This is a genomic window from Cellulomonas triticagri (assembly GCF_003696205.1).
In the GTDB taxonomy this organism is placed as follows: Bacteria; Actinomycetota; Actinomycetes; order Actinomycetales; family Cellulomonadaceae; genus Cellulomonas; species Cellulomonas triticagri.
In genome coordinates this window covers 1-15,465 of record NZ_RFFI01000104.1, presented here as the reverse complement: position 1 = coordinate 15,465, position 15,465 = coordinate 1, and the positions used below count along the sequence as shown (strand labels likewise).

The window sequence follows — 15,465 nt, the reverse complement described above, 5'->3', positions numbered from 1 at the left end:
CGCCGCCCCCGCCGGGTGCGCGTCGCGCGCGCCGCCACCGCCGCGGCCCTGGCGCTGGTCCTCGCCGCGGGGTCCGGCGCCGCCGCGCTCTACCACCGGCTGCAGCGCGACCTCGGGCGCGCCGACGTCCAGGCCTACCTGGTGCGCGACGAGGAGGAGCGGCCCGCGGACCCGGTCGACGGCTACGCCGGTCGCGAGCTGAACGTCCTGGTCATGGGCACGGACATGCGGGACGAGGAGAACGCCGAGATCGCGGGCGACGACGACACGATGAACGCGGACACCGCGATCCTGGTCCACCTGCCCGCCGACCGGTCCCGCGCGGACATGGTGTCGATCCCGCGGGACTCCCTGGTGCGCATCCCGGAGTGCACCCGCCCGGACGGCAGCACCTCGAAGCCCTACACCCGGGCGATGTTCAACGCGGCGTTCGCGGTCGGCGCCGGGGGCACCGAGGACCTGGCCGCGGCCGCCGCCTGCACCCGCCGCACGCTCGAGGAGAACGCGGGCGTGCGGGTCGACGAGAGCGTCGTGCTGAAGATGGACGGCGTCCGCGACATCGTGGACGCGCTCGGCGGCATCCCGATCGACCTGCCGGAGGCGATGGACTCCCCGAAGGCGGGCCTGCACGTCCCCGCCGGGCCGCAGGTCCTCGACGGGACCACGGCGCTCGCGTTCCTGCGGGCGCGCACCGGGACGGGCGGCGGGCTGGAGATCGGCTCGGACCTGAAGCGGATCGAGCGGCAGCACCTGTTCCTCGACGCGTTCGTCGAGCGGGTCCGCGACCTCGGCGTGCTGCTCGACCCGGCGCGGCTGCTGTCGACGCTGAGCGCGGTCGCCCGCTCGATGTCGGTGTCGGACGACCTCGCCGACCTGCGGACGATGGCGGGGCTCGCGTTCGGCCTGCGGCACCTCGGTGCGGCGGACCTCACGTCGGTGACCGTCCCGGCGGCGGCCGCCCCGTCGGACAGGAACCGGCTCGTGTGGACGGCCGAGGCGGAGGACCTGTGGCAGCGGATCCGGGACAGCCGGCCGCTGGTCGACCCCGAGCCGGAGCCCGACGCCGAGCCCGATGCCGCGCTACCGGCGCCCGGCGCGGCCGAGCACCGCGACGGAGCGGCGCAGCACCGACCCGCGGCGGGCCAGCGCCTCCGGGACGCCCGGTTCGGTCCGGGCGAAGGAGAGCACGACGCCGAGCGCGCCGAGCGTGGTCACGAGGGCCGAGCCGCCCGCGGACACCAGGGGCAGCGGCACCCCGATCACCGGGGCGAGGCCGACGACCGTGCCGATGTTGACCAGCGCCTGCGCGACGATCCACGCCAGCACGCCGCCGGTGACGATGCGCGCGAACGGGTCGGTGTGCCGCGCGAGGACCCGCAGCATCGCGTACGCCAGCACCCCCAGGAGCGCCAGCACGAGCAGGGTGCCGGCGAGGCCGAGCTCCTCGCCGATGATCGCGAAGATGAAGTCGTTCTCGGCCTCGGGCAGGTAGAGCCACTTCTGCCGGGACTGGCCGAGCCCCAGCCCGATCCAGCCGCCGGAGGCGAGCGCCCGCAGGCCCTGCGTGGTCTGGTAGCAGCTGCCCAGCGGGTCGCAGTCGCCCCCGAGCCAGTCGGTGATCCGCTGCACGCGGCGCGGCGCGGCCAGGGCCATCCCGATGAACGCCAGCACCGCGCCGCCGCCCGCGACGGCGAACAGGCGCAGCGGGGCCCCGGCGACGAACAGCGCCCCGGCGGTGAGGGTCGCGAGCACCAGGGACGTGCCGACGTCGTGGCCGAGGGCCGTGAGCCCGATGCCGACGGCCGCGCCGGGCAGCGCGGGGAACGCCGCGACCCGCCAGTCCCGGACGTCCGCCTGCCGGTCCGCGAGCACCCGGCCGAGCCAGAGCGCGAGCGCGGGCTTGAGCACCTCGGACGGCTGCCCGGACAAGGGCCCGAGCGCGATCCAGGAGCGGCGCTCGCCCTGCGACAGCCCGAGGGGGGTGAACACCAGCAGCAGGAGCACCAGGGCGAGGACCATCGCCGGGGCCGCCCACCGGCGGTACAGCCGGGCGGGCACCCGGGAGGCCACGCCGAGCACGACCAGTCCCACCGCGGCGTACCGGAGCTGGCCGAGCGCGGTGCCGTAGGGGCCGTCCCCGGCGGCGATGGACTCCACCGACGAGGCGGACAGGATCATCACCTGACCGACGACGACGAGCGTGATCGTGGCGCCGAGCAGCAGGTGGTGGCTCGCGGCACCGTCGGGGCGGGTGCGGCGGGGGGAGGCGGCGGTCTGCGCGGGGGGCACCCCGCCACCGTCACCCGGTCCGCGCCACCCAGTGCGGTCCGCTGAGTGGTCGCGGGCTCGACCACCCAGCCCGGGCGCGTCGACGCCCGCAGCGCGCGGTCAGCCGGTTCCCAGGTTCCGGTGGTCGACTGGGTGCGTGCCGCACGACGACGACCGCCGCCCCGCCGACCTCCCGACCTCCGGGGACCCGTGGCAGGTGCGGCGCGCCGGCCTGCTCGACGTGAACCGGTTGGCCCGCATGGTGGCCGAGCACCGGCCGTTCATCGACCTCGACGGCGACGGGCAGCCCGACGAGGTCCCGCACCCGGAGCAGGCCGGGTCAGCCACCCGCATGGTGCTGAGCCTCGGCGGTCTGGAGCACGGCGAGCTGTGGCTGGCCGAGCGGGGCGACGCGGTGCTGGCCACCGCGTTCTGGCTGCCGCCGGACACCGAGCACCTCGCCGCCGACCTGCACCGCGTGATCGCCCGCGAGCTCGACGTCCCGCCCGTGCCGGACCCGGAGCCCGCGCACGCGCCCCTGCGCTCGATCGTCGGGGCCACCGCGGACGCGCTCGCGCTGCTGCGCACCTCGCCGTCGCGGCGGGTGCTGGTGCTGCTGTCCGACGACCGCCGTGCGGCAGGGGAGCAGCGCCTCGACCTGCTCGCGGACCTGCTGGCACCCGTGGTCGACGAGCAGGGCGCGGCGGGACGCGACGTCCTCGCCGTGACGGTCGACCCCGCCCAGGCCGCCGACCTGCGGGCGCTCGGCTTCGACGAGCTCGGGCGGACGCCGCTGGGCGCGGCGTCGCTGTGGGTGGGGGTGCGCCGACCGGGGCTGCTGGTCGGGGCCGGGGCTCAGGCGGCGACGGCCACCGTGTAGCCCGCGGCGTCCTCCTCGAGGTCGCCGGTCTCGCCGTCGCGCGTCGCGCGTCGGCCCAGCACGATCGTGTACGTCCAGAACGCCGCCAGCGCGATCGCGCCGATGACGATCTTCAACCACCACGCCAGGTCCGAGCCGGTGACGAAGCCCTCGACCAGGCCGGACAGTGCGAGCGCCCCGACCAGGCCGATCGCGACGGTCACCAGCGCGCGGCCCTCCTCGGCGAGTGCGCGGGAGCGAGGTCGGCCGCCGGGGTCGATCCACGTCCAGCACAGACGCAGGCCCGCCGCCCCGGCGACGAAGATCGACGTGAGCTCCAGCAGGCCGTGCGGGGCGATGAGCTGGAAGAAGATGTCGAGGCTGCCGTGCGCGGCCATCATGCCGCCGGTCGCGCCGACGTTCACGGCGTTCTGCGCCAGCACGTACAGCGGCCCGATGCCGGAGATGCCGATGCCGATGCACAGCGCGGCGACCCAGGCGTTGTTGGTCCACACCACCGCCGCGAACCCGGCGCCCGGGTCGTAGTAGGACGCGAACGCCTCGTCCACGTACTGCTGCCGCTCGCTCGGCGTGCCCATGGCCGCCAGCGCGTCCGGGTTGGTCGCGACCCACCACCCGGCGACGGTGCCCACCAGCAGGAACGCGACCGTCACCGCCGTGGTCCACCACCGGATGCGGTACAGCGCGGCGGGCAGGGACACCACGACGAACCGGCGCACGTCCCGCCAGGCCGCCTCGTGCTGCCCGGCGATCCGGGCGCGCGCCCGGGCGAGCAGCTGCGACAGCCGGGTGACGGTGTCGGGGTCCGGCGCCGAGGACCGCACCGTCGACAGGTCGGTGGCGACGGCCTGGTAGAGCCGCACCAGCTCGTCGGACTCCGCGCCGTCCAGGCGGCGGCGCCGGGACAGCTCGTCGAGCCGCGCCCACGAGGTCTGCCGCACGGCGGTGAAGGCGTCGAGGTCCACGCCCGATACCCTGCCACACGAGGGTGCCGCGCGACCGGGTGCGCGCCGCTCCCCGGTCGGGTGACCTGGCCGGACGGTCGAGAGGGGACGCATGAGCGCGGGCGTGGACGACGGCGTCGTCATCGGCGAGGGTGTCCTGCTGGACGCGCGCCCCACCTCGGTGGTGACCCGGGCGGCGGCCGCGATCATCGACGTGATCGCGCTCGGGCTGCTCCTGCTCGGGCTGCTGCTGCTCGCGTTCCGGGTGTTCTCGGTCGCGCCGTCCGAGGACGTGCTGCGGATCGTCACGGTCGTCGTCATGGTGCTGGTGCTGATCGTGGTCCCGACCACCGTCGACACGCTGACCCGCGGGCGCTCGCTCGGCAAGCTCGCCGTCGGCATCCGGGTGGTGCGCGACGACGGCGGCCCGATCCGGTTCCGGCAGGCGTTCACCCGGGCGCTGGTGGGCGTCCTCGAGCTCTGGCTCGCGATGGGGTCGGTCGCGCTCATCACGTCGCTGGTGAACTCCCAGGGCAAGCGGCTCGGCGACCTCGCGGCCGGCACCTACGCGGTGCGGGTGCGCGGGCGCGTCGAGCGCCCCGTCGTCATCGGGATGCCGCCGTTCCTGGCCGGGTGGGCGCACGGCGCCGACGTCGCGCGGCTGCCCGACGGGCTGGCGCTGCAGGTGCGGCAGTTCCTCGGGCGGGCCACGGGGCTCAACCCCGGTTCGCGGCACGCGCTCGGCCAGCAGCTCGCGGGCGAGGTCGCGCGCTACGTCGCCCCGCCGCCGCCCCCGGGCACGCACCCGGAGGCGTTCCTCGCCGCGGTGGTCGCCACCCGGCGGGACCGCGAGCACGCGGCGGCGCTGCGGATCCAGGCGCGCACGGCGGCCGAGGCCGAGCAGCTGCACCGGCTGCCCCACGGGGTGCCCGACCCCGCACGCTGAGCCCTCGTGCCCGGCGGGCACGACGGGCCGGCGGTGTCAGCAGGTCCCGTCGCCCGCCTCGTCGTCCACCAGCACGTGCAGCAGGCGCAGCAGCTCCGTGCGCTCGGCCGGGTCGAGTCGGGCGAGCAGGTGCTCGGCGTGCCGGCGGCGCTGCTCGTCGGCCTCCGCGAGCACGGCCCGGCCCCGGTCGGTGACGGCCACGAGCGTCGCGCGCCGGTCGGTGGGGTCGGCGCGGCGCTCGACCAGACCGGCTGCCTCCAGGTCGTCCACCAGCGAGGTGACCGAGCGCGGGACCACGTCCAGCAGCGCTGCCAGCGTCGCCTGCCGCTGCGGCTCGCCCGCGCGTGCGAGCACCCGCAGCAGCCGGTGCCGGGACGGCGTGAGGTCGACCTGCGCGCGCACGTCGCGGCGCATGGTGTGCAGCGCGCGACGCAGCAGCCAGAACAGCTCGTCGCCCGGGTGCGGGTGGGGTGCGCCGTCGGTCATGCCCTCAGCGTAGCGAATGGCGAGGCTGCCACATAGAGAGGTACCCTCACTAACAGTCGCCCCAGGAGGTCCCATGTCCATGCACGGATCCGGCGGGGGAGGCGGACCGGCGATGTACCGGTCGTTCCGCCTCGACCCGTCCGTCGCCCGCCGCCGCGTCACCCGCGACGTGCTGCGCCGCATCCTCACGTTCGCCCGGCCCTACCGCCGGCTGCTCGCCGTCTTCCTCGTCGTCGTCGCGCTCGACGCCGCCGTGGGGGCCGTCACCCCGCTCGTCTACCAGCGGATCATCGACGACGGGATCTCCCGCGGCCGTACCGGCGTCGTCCTCGCCCTCGCGGGCGTGGTCGCGCTGCTCGCCCTGGTCGCGGCCGGGCTGACCCTCGCCTCGCGGTGGTTCTCCGCGCGCATCGGCGAGGGCCTGATCCTCGACCTGCGCACCCAGGTGTTCGACCACGTGCAGCGGATGCCGCTCGCGTTCTTCTCCCGCACCCAGACCGGGGCGCTGGTCCAGCGGCTCAACGGCGACGTGCTCGGCGCGCAGCAGGCGTTCACCTCCACGCTGTCCAACGTCGTGTCCAACGTGCTCACGGTCGTGCTCGTCATCGCGGCGATGCTCTCGCTGTCCTGGCAGATCACCCTGGTGTCGCTCGTGCTGCTGCCGGTGTTCGTGCTGCCGGTGCGCGCCATGGGCCGCCGGCTCGCGGCCGTCACCGCCGAGTCGTACACGCTCAACGCCGCCATGGGGCAGACCATGACCGAGCGGTTCAACGTCGCCGGGGCGCAGCTCGTCAAGCTGTACGGCCGCGCCGCCGACGAGACCGCCGTGTTCTCCGGCCGGGCCGCCCGGGTCCGGGACATCGGCATCACGAGCGCCATGTACTCCGCGGTGTTCCGGGTCGGCCTCACCCTCGTCGCGGCCGTCGCGGTCGCGATCGTCTACGGGCTCGGCGGCGTGCTCGCGATCCAGGGCTCGCTCACCGTCGGCGTCGTCGTCGCCCTGACCTCGTACCTCACCCGGCTCTACGGCCCCATCACGGCGCTGTCCAACGTGCAGGTCGACATCATGACCACGCTGGTCTCGTTCGAGCGGGTGCTCGAGGTGCTCGACCTCGAGCCCAGCGTCCGCGACGCCCCCGACGCCCGCCCGCTGCCCGCCGACGTCGTCGCCGACGTGGAGCTCGACGACGTGTCGTTCCGGTACCCGGCGGCGTCCGAGGTGTCCCTGGCGTCCCTGGAGTCCGTCGCGCGCCTGCAGACCGAGGTTCCCGGCACCACGCTCGACCACGTGTCGTTCCGGGTGCCGCACGGGCACCTCGTCGCCCTCGTCGGCCCCTCCGGGGCCGGGAAGACCACGATCTCGGCGCTCGTCGCCCGCCTGTACGACACCACCAGCGGCACCGTGCGGGTCGGCGGGCACGACGTCCGCGACGTCACCCAGACCAGCCTGCGCGACGCCGTCGGCATCGTCACCCAGGACGCGCACCTGTTCCACGACACCATCCGGGCCAACCTGCTCTACGCCCGCCCCGACGCGACCGACGCGGAGATGGACGAGGCCCTGCGCCGCGCGCAGATCGCCGACCTCGTGCACCGGCTGCCCGACGGCGTCGACACCGTCGTGGGGGACCGCGGGTACCGGCTCAGCGGCGGCGAGCGCCAGCGCCTCGCCATCGCCCGGCTGCTGCTCAAGGCGCCGCCGGTCGTCGTCCTCGACGAGGCGACCGCCCACCTCGACTCCGAGTCCGAGGCCGCCGTGCAGCGCGCGCTCGGCGAGGCGCTGCAGGGGCGGACCGCGCTCGTCATCGCGCACCGGCTGTCCACCATCCGCGAGGCGGACTCCATCGTCGTGCTCGACGAGGGGCGGGTCGTGCAGCAGGGCACCCACGCGGAGCTGCTCGCCGCGAGCGGGCTGTACCGGGAGCTGTACGAGACCCAGTACGCGGCGTCGGAGTCGTAGGGACCTTGTGCCTATGGCCCTCGGATCCGCGCGGGGTCTAGGTTCCCGGTGAGCGGTTTCTCCGCTCCTCGACGGTGCTTCTCAGCCGCCCACGGACGTCGTGCGTCGTCCGTGTGGATCCGCTCTCGGGATCGACTTGAGCAGGGGAAGAGAAGATGACGACGACGAAGCGGGTCCTGCGCGGTGCCCTCGCCGCGATGCTGGTGCTGCCGATGTCCACGGTGGTGGTCGCGGGCCCGGCCCAGGCGAAGGCGTGCTACTCGACGAAGACCAGCACGTCGCTCGTGAGCGCCGATGCGAGCGTGAGCTACGGGTCCTGCCGCTCCGGGACGACCCGGTCCTTCGCCCAGGTGGGGATCGCCAAGGGTGACTCGGGGTGGCATCCCGCCTCGACCTGGGCCTCCGCCCGGGGGGTCGGCGGTGTCACGGCGCTCGCGCAGGTGTCCGCCGGCATCAAGTAGCCCGACGTGGTGCCCCGGGGCGTCGGGTCCCAGGGCGCCGTCGTCGTCTGCGGGCGACGACCACTCGAGGAGGAGAAGCGTGAGACGACGTGGTGCCGCGGTCCTGGCGGCGTGCGGCATGGTGCTGGCGGGCTGCGGGACGTCGGGACAGGCCGTGCAGCCGACGCAGGTGAACCGGACGTTCGCCGAGGCCCTGCAGACGGAGAGCGAGCACGCGAGCAGCGACTTCGAGCGCGAGGTGCTCGGCCGCGCCCTGGAGTCCGGGGAGATCGTCGCGGCGGACTACGAGGAGGCGGTCAGCCGGTACCTCGCGTGCGCCGCCGAGGCGGGTCACCTCATCGACACCGTGCGGCTGCCGAACGGCATCTACCAGTGGTTGCCGCGCGGCGACAGCGACCCGCAGGCGTACATGGACGACACCTACGTCTGCGCGCAGGGGACGACGATGATCATCGAGGCGCTCTACAAGCTGCAGATCACCAACCCCGACGGGCGGGACATCGCCGAGGTCGCCCTGGAGTGCCTCACGGAGGCCGGGGTGACGGACGGGTCGTACACGGTCGCCCAGTTCAACGACGACGTCGTCGACGGGTTCGACCGGGCGCCGTTCGACGTGGCCGACGAGGGCGCGGCGGCCTGCCTGGTCCCGCTCGGGGTCGCGGTCGGATGAGCCGCTCCGTCGCGCGACCGGGACCGGCCGGCCGATGAGGTCGGCATGGCGGTCCGGTCTGGTGCTCCTGCTCGCCCTGGGACTCGTCGTCGCCGGCGGGGCGGCGGCGGTCGTCTGGGTCGATCCCGGCCCACCGGGTCCGCTCCGCGGCGGCGCGGACCCGGTGAGCGCGCCGACGACCGAGGTCGCGTTCACCGATCCCCGTCGCGTCACGGCGCGGTTCTCCTTCGACGCGGGGCACGACCTGCTCGCGCCCCGTGCGGGGCGGGTCACGGACGCGGGCGTCTGCGCCGACGGTGCGCCGATCACGTCGGGCGCCCCGGTCGTCGCCCTGGACGAGCGGCCGGTGACGGCGCTGCACACCTCGACGCCGCTGTGGCGGGACCTCGTCGTCGGCACGAGGGGCGCCGACGTGCGCGGGCTCCAGGAGGAGCTGTCGCGGCTGGGCCACCGGGTGACGGCCGACGGCGTGTACGGCGCCACTACCCACCGGGCGGTGCGTCGCCTGCTGGCCGGGAACGGTGTCGCGGTCGGTACGCGGGCGCCCCTGTCCGTCGCCGACCTGCTCTGGGTCCCGGAGGTCGAGGTCGCTGGTCTCACGTGTGCCGTCGCCCTCGGGTCCGTCGTCGCCGAGGGCGATGTCGTCGCGACCTCAGGGAGCACGCTCCGGGGGGTCGAGGTCACGGAGGTCCCCGCCGGACGGGTGCCCGGCGAGCGGGAGCTCGACCTGGGTGTGCTGCGGGTGCGCACCGACGAGGACGGGATGCTCGTGGACCCGGCGGCGCTCGCGGCCCTGGACGGGTCCGAGCTGGTCCGGATCCTGCTCGAGCAGGACGAGCCGACGGCACCGGACCTGGACTGGACGCTGGTGACGCCTGTCGAGGCGACCGGCGTCCCGCCCCGCGCCCTGCACGGGCTGCGTGCGGGCCGGGGGTGCGTGTCGCACGCGGGGACCGCGTACGAGGTCACGGTCGTCTCGTCCAGCCTCGGGACCACGCTGGTCGTGAGCGCCGACGACCGACGGCCGCCGCCGGCGGTGGACCTGGACCCGGGGTCGGGCCCGTGCGGGTGACGCTGCACGGGGTGGGGCACCGGTTCGTGGGCGACGACTGGCTGTTCCGGGGGATCGACGCCGAGTTCCGGCGGGGGACGGTGACCGCGCTCACCGGGCCGTCCGGCTGCGGGAAGTCGACGTTGCTCGCGCTCGTCGCCGCGTCGCTCGGGCCGTCCGAGGGCCGTGTCGACCGCACCGGGGTCCGCCGGACGGCGTGGGTGTTCCAGAACCCGCACGGCGTCGCCCGGCGCACGGCGCTGGACCACGTCGTCCTGCCCCTGCTGGCCCGCGACCACGGGCGCCCGGAGGCCGAGGGCCTGGCCCGCGACCTGCTCGACCGGTTCGGGCTGAGCACGGTCGGTACCCGGCCGTTCGCGCACCTGTCCGGAGGGGAGGCGCAGCGGCTGATGCTCGCCCGCGCGGTCGCGACGGCTCCTGACCTGCTGCTGGTCGACGAGCCCACCGCGCAGCTCGACCCGACGTCGGCCGCGACCGTCTCCACGACGCTCGGCCACCTCGCCGCGAGCGGCAGCATCGTGCTCGTGGCGACCCACGACCCGGCCGCCCGGCGAGCCTGCCACGCCGAGCTGGACCTGGCGGCGCGGTGAGACCCCGGCACGTGCTCGGCGAGGCCCGGCGCGACCTCGTCTCCGGGGCCAGCCGCGCGGGACCGTGGGGTCTGCTGCTCCTGGTGCTCACGGTCCTGCTGTGCGCCGCCGACGCGAGCGCGGTGCTCACGCTGGAGTCGCGGGCACGGACCTTCGTCGACACCGGTGGCGCCACCCACGTGCTCTCCAGCCCGGGCGGGGTGTCCGGCAGCGCGTGCGACGCGCTGTCCGGCGTCGGCACCGTGGTGGCCTCCGGCGCGCTCCGGACGTCGAGCGACCGGCTCGCGCTGGCCGCGACGCCACGGTCCCCGGTGACCGTGTCCGAGGTGACGCCCGGGTTCGCGCGGCTCCTGGACGTCACACCGCGCGGGGAGGCGGCGACCGGGCTGCTGCTGTCGGAGGCGCTGGCGGACCAGGTGCTCGCGGCCAGCGCGCCGCAGGTCGCCACGGAGTCCGGCGCGGCCACCGCCGTCCGCGGGACGTACGCCTGGCCGAGAGACGGGCGCCTGCAGGCGCTGGCCTACGCGGCCCTGGCTCCGGCGCCCGCTGCCGGGACCTTCGACGAGTGCTGGCTGACGGTCTGGCCGCCCGCGGAGGCGGCCACGGACCTCGTCACGCTGGCGCTGCTCCCCGGGGCCGGGGCGAGCGACGTCGCCGTGACGCAGCTCAACACCTCGCCCGGCGGCGCGTTCGACGGCGAGACGCTCTTCCAGCAGCGTGAGACCCGCTGGGTCACGGTGATCGGGGCCGGTGCGGGTGCGCTCCTCGGGCTGGTCGCCGTCAGGGTCCGCCGTCTGGAGCTCGCGTCCGCGCGGCACTGCGGGGTCGGTCGGGCGGGACTGGTCGGGCAGGTCGGGGTGGAGACGCTCGCGTGGTCGGCGGTCGCGGCGGGGACTGCCTGGGGCCTCACGATCCTGGTCGTCGCAGGTGCCGGCACCGAGGACCTCGCCGCGATTCTGCTCGTGACCGCCCGCCCCGCCCTGGCGGCGACCGTCGGCTGCGTGCTCGCTGCCGCCCTCGCCACGGCCCGGATCCGGGAGCGGGACGTCCTGCGCTACTTCAAGGACCGCTGAGCCGGCGCGGCCCTAGAGCCGCCCCGCCGCCTTGAGCGCCAGGTAGGTGTCCGCGAGCCGTGGCGCGAGGTCGTCGGGCAGGGCGTCCACGACCTCGACGCCGTGGCCGCGCAGCCGCAGCGCGACCGCGGACCGCTCCAGCTCGGTGCGCTCCGCGGCGGCCGCGTCGAAGAGGGCGGCGACGTCCTCGCGCCCGGTGCGCAGCAGCTCCGTCTCGGGGTCCTTCACCGAGGCGAGCACGACCTGGTGCCGGGACGCGAGCCGGTCGACCACCCGCAGCAGCCCGTGCTCCACGGCCGACGGGTCGAGCGCCGAGAGCAGCACGACCAGCGCGCGCTGGGACAGCCGCTCCTGCACCTGGGCGACCAGCCCGGGCCAGTCGGCCTCCACCAGCGACGGCTCGACGCCGGACAGCGCGTCGGCGACCGCGGGCATGAGCCGCGGGCCGGACACCCCGGCGACGCGGGCGCGCACGGTGCGGTCGTAGGCGATCAGCTCGACGCGGTCGCCCGCGCGGGACGCGAGCGCGGCGAGCAGCAGCGCGGCCTCGACCGACGCCTCCAGGCGGGGCTCCTCGCCGGTGCGGGCGGCGCTGGTCCGCGACGTGTCCACGACGATGAGCACCCGGCGGTCGCGCTCCGGGCGCCAGGTCCGCACGACCACGTCTGAACGCCGCGCGGACGCCCGCCAGTCGATGGACCGCACGTCGTCGCCGATGACGTACTCGCGCAGCGAGTCGAACTCCGTGCCTGCCCCGCGCACCTGCACGGCGGCACGCCCGTCCATCTCCCGCAGCCGGGCGAGCCGACTCGGCAGGTGCCGGCGGGACGCGAACGCCGGGAGCACCCGCTGCGTCCCCGGCACGTCCAGGGACGCCTGCCGCCCCGCCAGCCCGAGGGGGCCGAGGGTGCGGACGGTGACCCGGTCGGCGTGCAGGTCGCCGCGCCGCGAGGGGCGCAGCGGCGTGTCGAGGCGCCGGGACTCGCCGGTCGGCAGGTCCACGCGGTGCCGGTTGCGCTCGGCGTGCGCCGACGGCTGCCAGGCGTCCCGCACCAGGGCGCGCAGGCGGCGCGGCCCGGTGTGCGTGACGGTGAGGCGTGACCGGCCCGGCTCGTGCAGCCGCACCGGGCCGGTGACCTCGCGGCGCAGCGCGACCGCGCGCGGCGACGCCGCCAGCACCGTGTCCAGCACGCACAGCACGACGGACAGCGCCGCCCAGGCCAGCACCGTGCCCGGCACCGGCCACACCAGCACCGCCACCGCGCCGAGCGCCGTCAGGACGACGGCGCGCCAGGTGATCGCCACGCGCGCGACCTCAGCGGGGGACCGGCACGGACGCCAGCACGGTGTCCAGCACGGACTCCGCGGTGACGCCCTCGAGCTCGGCCTCGGCACGCAGCTGCACGCGGTGCCGCAGCGTCGGGTGGGCCAGCGCCTTGACGTCGTCCGGCGTGACGAAGCCGCGGCCCGAGAGCCACGCCCACGCCCGTGCGGTCGCGAGCAGCGCCGTGGCACCACGGGGGGAGACGCCGAGGGACAGCGACGGGGACTGCCGGGTGCCGCGCACCAGGTCCACGACGTAGCCCAGCACCTCCGGCGCGACCTGCACGCGGGCGACCTCGGCGCGGGCCCGGTCCAGGACGTCCTTGCCCGCGACGGCCCGCACGCCCGCGCGGTCCAGGTGCCGCGGGTCGAAGCCCGCGGCGTGCCGGGCGAGCACCTCGATCTCCTCGTGGCGCTCCGGCAGCGGGAGGGTCAGCTTGAGCAGGAACCGGTCGAGCTGCGCCTCCGGCAGCGGGTACGTGCCCTCGTACTCCACGGGGTTCTGCGTCGCGACGACCACGAACGGCTCCGGCAGCGGGCGGGGCGTGCCGTCGACCGACACCTGCCGCTCCTCCATCGCCTCCAGCAGCGCGGCCTGCGACTTCGGGGGCGTGCGGTTGATCTCGTCCGCGAGCATGAGGTTGGTGAACACCGGGCCCTCGCGGAACGAGAACTCGGCCGTCCGCGCGTCGTAGACCAGCGAGCCGGTCACGTCGCCCGGCATGAGGTCGGGGGTGAACTGCACGCGCTTGGTGTCCAGCGACAGCGCCGCCGACAGGCTGCGGACCATGAGGGTCTTGGCGACACCGGGCACGCCCTCCAGCAGGACGTGGCCGCGGCACAGCAGGGCGATGACCAGGCCGGTCACCGCGGCGTCCTGGCCGACGACCGCGCGGCCGACCTCGGCGCGCACCGCGCCCAGGGCCTCGCGCAGCTCGGCGGACGGCTCGACGTGCGGCGCGGCGGCGGGCGCCGGGGTCGCGGGCGCGGCGTACGCGGGCTGCTGGGGCGCGGGCTGCTGGGGGTGCGCGGGCTGCTGGGCCTGGGACTCGGCACCGGGCTGGCCGTACCCCGGCGGGTACGCCTGACCGGGCTGGGCCTGACCGGGCTGCGCCGGGTGCTGAGGCTGCGCCGGGTGCTGCGGCTGCTGCGCCTGGCCGTGCTGCGGCTCGGACGGCGTGGGCGCGCCCTCGGGCTGCCACGGGTTCGGGGCGGGGTGGTCGGTCACGTGGGGTGAACCTCGCTCTCGAGCTGGTCGAGCCGGCGGGCCAGGGTCTCCAGGCCCGCGTCTGACGTGGGGGGTGGTCCGTACAGGAGGTCGGCGACCTCGCGCTCGTCCCGGTGGGCGGCGCGGGCGACGGCCGTGATGACGTCGGGTGCCGCAGCGGTGCGGGGGAGGCCGAGCAGGCGCGCGCACCGGTCGGCGACGCCCGCACGCAGGGCCGCCGCGGCGTGCCCGTAGGAGCGGGAGGTGCGGTAGAGGCGCCCGCGCCCGCGGGTGGTCTCGGCGGAGCGCACCACGACGGGCAGCCGCTCGACCACGACCCGGCCGAGGCGGCGGCCGCGCCACACCACGACGGCGAGCAGCACGACGAGCGCCTGCCACAGCAGGACCCGGGCGGTCGGGGGCAGCAGGTCGCCGAGCCCGGGGGCGGCGGCCTCCACCGACGTGTCGGTCGAGCTCGGGACGTACCAGACGAGGTGCGGGTTCCGGCCGAGGGTGCGCAGCACGAGCGCGGCGTTGCCGTCCTCGGCGACGCGCGCGTTGGTGAGCAGCCCGGCGTCGCCCAGCACGGTGACCCGGCGGCCGTCGACCTCGGACGTCGAGGTGAGGTACGCCTGCGGCTCGGTGCCCGGCAGCGGGAAGCAGAGCGTGGTGCCGTCGGGGGCGTCGGTGGCGGCCCCGGTCGCGTCGCGGGCGACGACGCCGGACCCGGAGCCGGTGATGCTCCCCGCGGCCTCGGCGTCCGGGTCGGTGCAGGCGGCGGGCAGCGAGGTCGCGGACGCGCCGCCGGACCAGCCCGTCTCGAGCCCGGGGACGGCGTCGGTGAGCAGCGTGTAGGGGTCGAGCAGCACGAGGTCGGCGGCGGTGCCGGTCACGGTCGCCGACTGCTCGGGGGTGAGCCACCAGTCGGAGGTCACGAGCAGCGTCGTCCCGGCGGTCGCGGCGGCGCGGGCCTGCGCGGCGCCACGCACGTAGGTGATCTCGACCCCCTGCTCGCGCAGCACGTTCGCGACGGCCATGGCCCCGTCGGCCCCGGCGTTGTCGGGGGCGAGCGGGACGACGGACCGGGTCGGGGCGGGCAGCAGCGAGATGCCCACGCCGATGGCGAGGACGCCCGCGATGCCGACGACCCAGCGCCACCGGCGCCAGCGTCCCCGCGCGCGTCCGGCGGCGGTGGTGCCGTCGCCGAGGACGGTGCCGTCGGCGACGGGGGACAGCGTGGGCGCGCTCACGACCGGGCACCTCCGTCGCCCGTGCCGACCAGTGCCGCCAGCCCCGCGGGGGGCGCGGGCCGGGTGGCGGCCACGCGTGCGTCGAGCTCGCGCAGCAGGGCGTCGTCGGCGGCACCGGGCGTGCCGTCGCCGTAGACGACGTCGTCGAAGAGGCGACCTGCCGCGTCCAGGTCGGCGGCGTGCGCGGGCAGCCGCAGCCCGGCCTCGCGGACGGCCTCGTGCGCGGTGCGCCCGGGGCGCTCGTCCAGCACGGCCCGCTCCTCGAGCGCACGCACGAGGGCGCGGAACCGGTCGGCGACCGCCGCGGCCCACGCCTCGCGCGCTGCGGCGGCGTC

Annotated in this window: 15 protein-coding genes and 1 pseudogene; 9 read left to right on the top strand and 7 right to left on the bottom strand. The window is 76.2% G+C overall.

From position 1 onward, the window contains the following. Window positions 1–15: 15 nt before the first annotated feature. Window positions 16–894: pseudogene (locus EBM89_RS22675) on the top strand (LCP family protein); the annotation flags it as partial. Window positions 895–1,080: 186 nt separating this feature from the next. On the opposite strand, the gene ftsW reads toward EBM89_RS22675, so the two are convergent. Next, a complete protein-coding gene (gene ftsW, locus EBM89_RS16005) occupies window positions 1,081–2,289 on the bottom strand; it encodes a putative lipid II flippase FtsW (RefSeq protein WP_233571788.1) in 1,209 nt (402 codons plus the stop codon). A gap of 136 nt (window positions 2,290–2,425) precedes the next feature. On the opposite strand from ftsW, the gene EBM89_RS16000 reads away from it, so the two are divergent. Next, entirely contained in the window at window positions 2,426–3,148 is a 723-nt protein-coding gene (locus EBM89_RS16000; RefSeq protein ID WP_122150656.1) for a hypothetical protein, read from the top strand. On the opposite strand, the gene EBM89_RS15995 is transcribed toward EBM89_RS16000, so the two are convergent. Then, entirely contained in the window at window positions 3,124–4,113 is a 990-nt protein-coding gene (locus EBM89_RS15995; RefSeq protein WP_122150655.1) for a stage II sporulation protein M, read from the bottom strand. The genes EBM89_RS16000 and EBM89_RS15995 overlap by 25 nt on opposite strands. Before the next feature lie 91 nt (window positions 4,114–4,204). Here EBM89_RS15995 and EBM89_RS15990 point away from each other — a divergent pair, with 91 nt between their 5' ends. Then, window positions 4,205–5,038 carry an RDD family protein gene (locus EBM89_RS15990; protein WP_122150654.1) on the top strand — a complete coding sequence of 278 codons (834 nt, stop codon included), beginning with the start codon at window positions 4,205–4,207 and terminating at the stop codon, window positions 5,036–5,038. Between the two features lie 36 nt (window positions 5,039–5,074). Here EBM89_RS15990 and EBM89_RS15985 read toward each other — a convergent pair whose 3' ends face one another. After that, complete coding sequence (locus EBM89_RS15985) at window positions 5,075–5,524, bottom strand: MarR family winged helix-turn-helix transcriptional regulator (RefSeq protein WP_122150653.1); 450 nt, start codon at window positions 5,522–5,524, stop codon at window positions 5,075–5,077. Between the two features lie 73 nt (window positions 5,525–5,597). Here EBM89_RS15985 and EBM89_RS15980 point away from each other — a divergent pair, with 73 nt between their 5' ends. The 6 genes from EBM89_RS15980 (at window position 5,598) to EBM89_RS15955 (ending at window position 11,350) form a co-directional block, all read left to right on the top strand. After that, window positions 5,598–7,484: an ABC transporter ATP-binding protein gene (locus EBM89_RS15980; protein ID WP_122150652.1), complete on the top strand. Its 1,887-nt coding sequence runs from the start codon at window positions 5,598–5,600 to the stop codon at window positions 7,482–7,484. Window positions 7,485–7,639: 155 nt separating this feature from the next. Further along, window positions 7,640–7,945, top strand: a complete 306-nt coding sequence (locus tag EBM89_RS15975; RefSeq protein ID WP_122150651.1) for a hypothetical protein — start codon at window positions 7,640–7,642, stop codon at window positions 7,943–7,945. A 79-nt stretch (window positions 7,946–8,024) separates the two neighbouring features. Next, window positions 8,025–8,615: a hypothetical protein gene (locus EBM89_RS15970; protein WP_147463586.1), complete on the top strand. Its 591-nt coding sequence runs from the start codon at window positions 8,025–8,027 to the stop codon at window positions 8,613–8,615. 34 nt (window positions 8,616–8,649) lie between these two features. Further along, entirely contained in the window at window positions 8,650–9,687 is a 1,038-nt protein-coding gene (locus EBM89_RS15965) for a peptidoglycan-binding domain-containing protein (protein WP_122150649.1), read from the top strand. Beyond that, window positions 9,678–10,277 carry an ATP-binding cassette domain-containing protein gene (locus tag EBM89_RS15960; RefSeq protein ID WP_122150648.1) on the top strand — a complete coding sequence of 200 codons (600 nt, stop codon included), beginning with the start codon at window positions 9,678–9,680 and terminating at the stop codon, window positions 10,275–10,277. The genes EBM89_RS15965 and EBM89_RS15960 overlap by 10 nt, the downstream gene beginning before the upstream one ends. After that, window positions 10,274–11,350 (top strand): hypothetical protein, encoded by a 1,077-nt coding sequence (locus EBM89_RS15955; protein ID WP_147463585.1) that lies wholly within the window; start codon window positions 10,274–10,276, stop codon window positions 11,348–11,350. The genes EBM89_RS15960 and EBM89_RS15955 overlap by 4 nt, the downstream gene beginning before the upstream one ends. Window positions 11,351–11,362: 12 nt before the next feature. Here EBM89_RS15955 and EBM89_RS15950 read toward each other — a convergent pair whose 3' ends face one another. The 4 genes from EBM89_RS15950 to EBM89_RS15935 all read right to left on the bottom strand — a co-directional run. After that, the gene (locus tag EBM89_RS15950; protein ID WP_122150646.1) at window positions 11,363–12,655 is read right to left on the bottom strand and encodes a DUF58 domain-containing protein; all 1,293 of its coding nucleotides are present in this window, start codon (window positions 12,653–12,655) and stop codon (window positions 11,363–11,365) included. Between the two features lie 10 nt (window positions 12,656–12,665). Further along, window positions 12,666–13,901 carry an AAA family ATPase gene (locus EBM89_RS15945; protein WP_255414353.1) on the bottom strand — a complete coding sequence of 412 codons (1,236 nt, stop codon included), beginning with the start codon at window positions 13,899–13,901 and terminating at the stop codon, window positions 12,666–12,668. Further along, on the bottom strand, window positions 13,898–15,130 hold the full coding sequence (locus tag EBM89_RS15940) for a DUF4350 domain-containing protein (RefSeq protein WP_233571787.1): 1,233 nt from the start codon (window positions 15,128–15,130) through the stop codon (window positions 13,898–13,900). The genes EBM89_RS15945 and EBM89_RS15940 overlap by 4 nt, the downstream gene beginning before the upstream one ends. Then, window positions 15,127–15,465: DUF4129 domain-containing protein (locus EBM89_RS15935; protein WP_147463584.1), on the bottom strand; the 339-nt coding region annotated here is incomplete at its 5' end. The genes EBM89_RS15935 and EBM89_RS15940, both read right to left, overlap by 4 nt.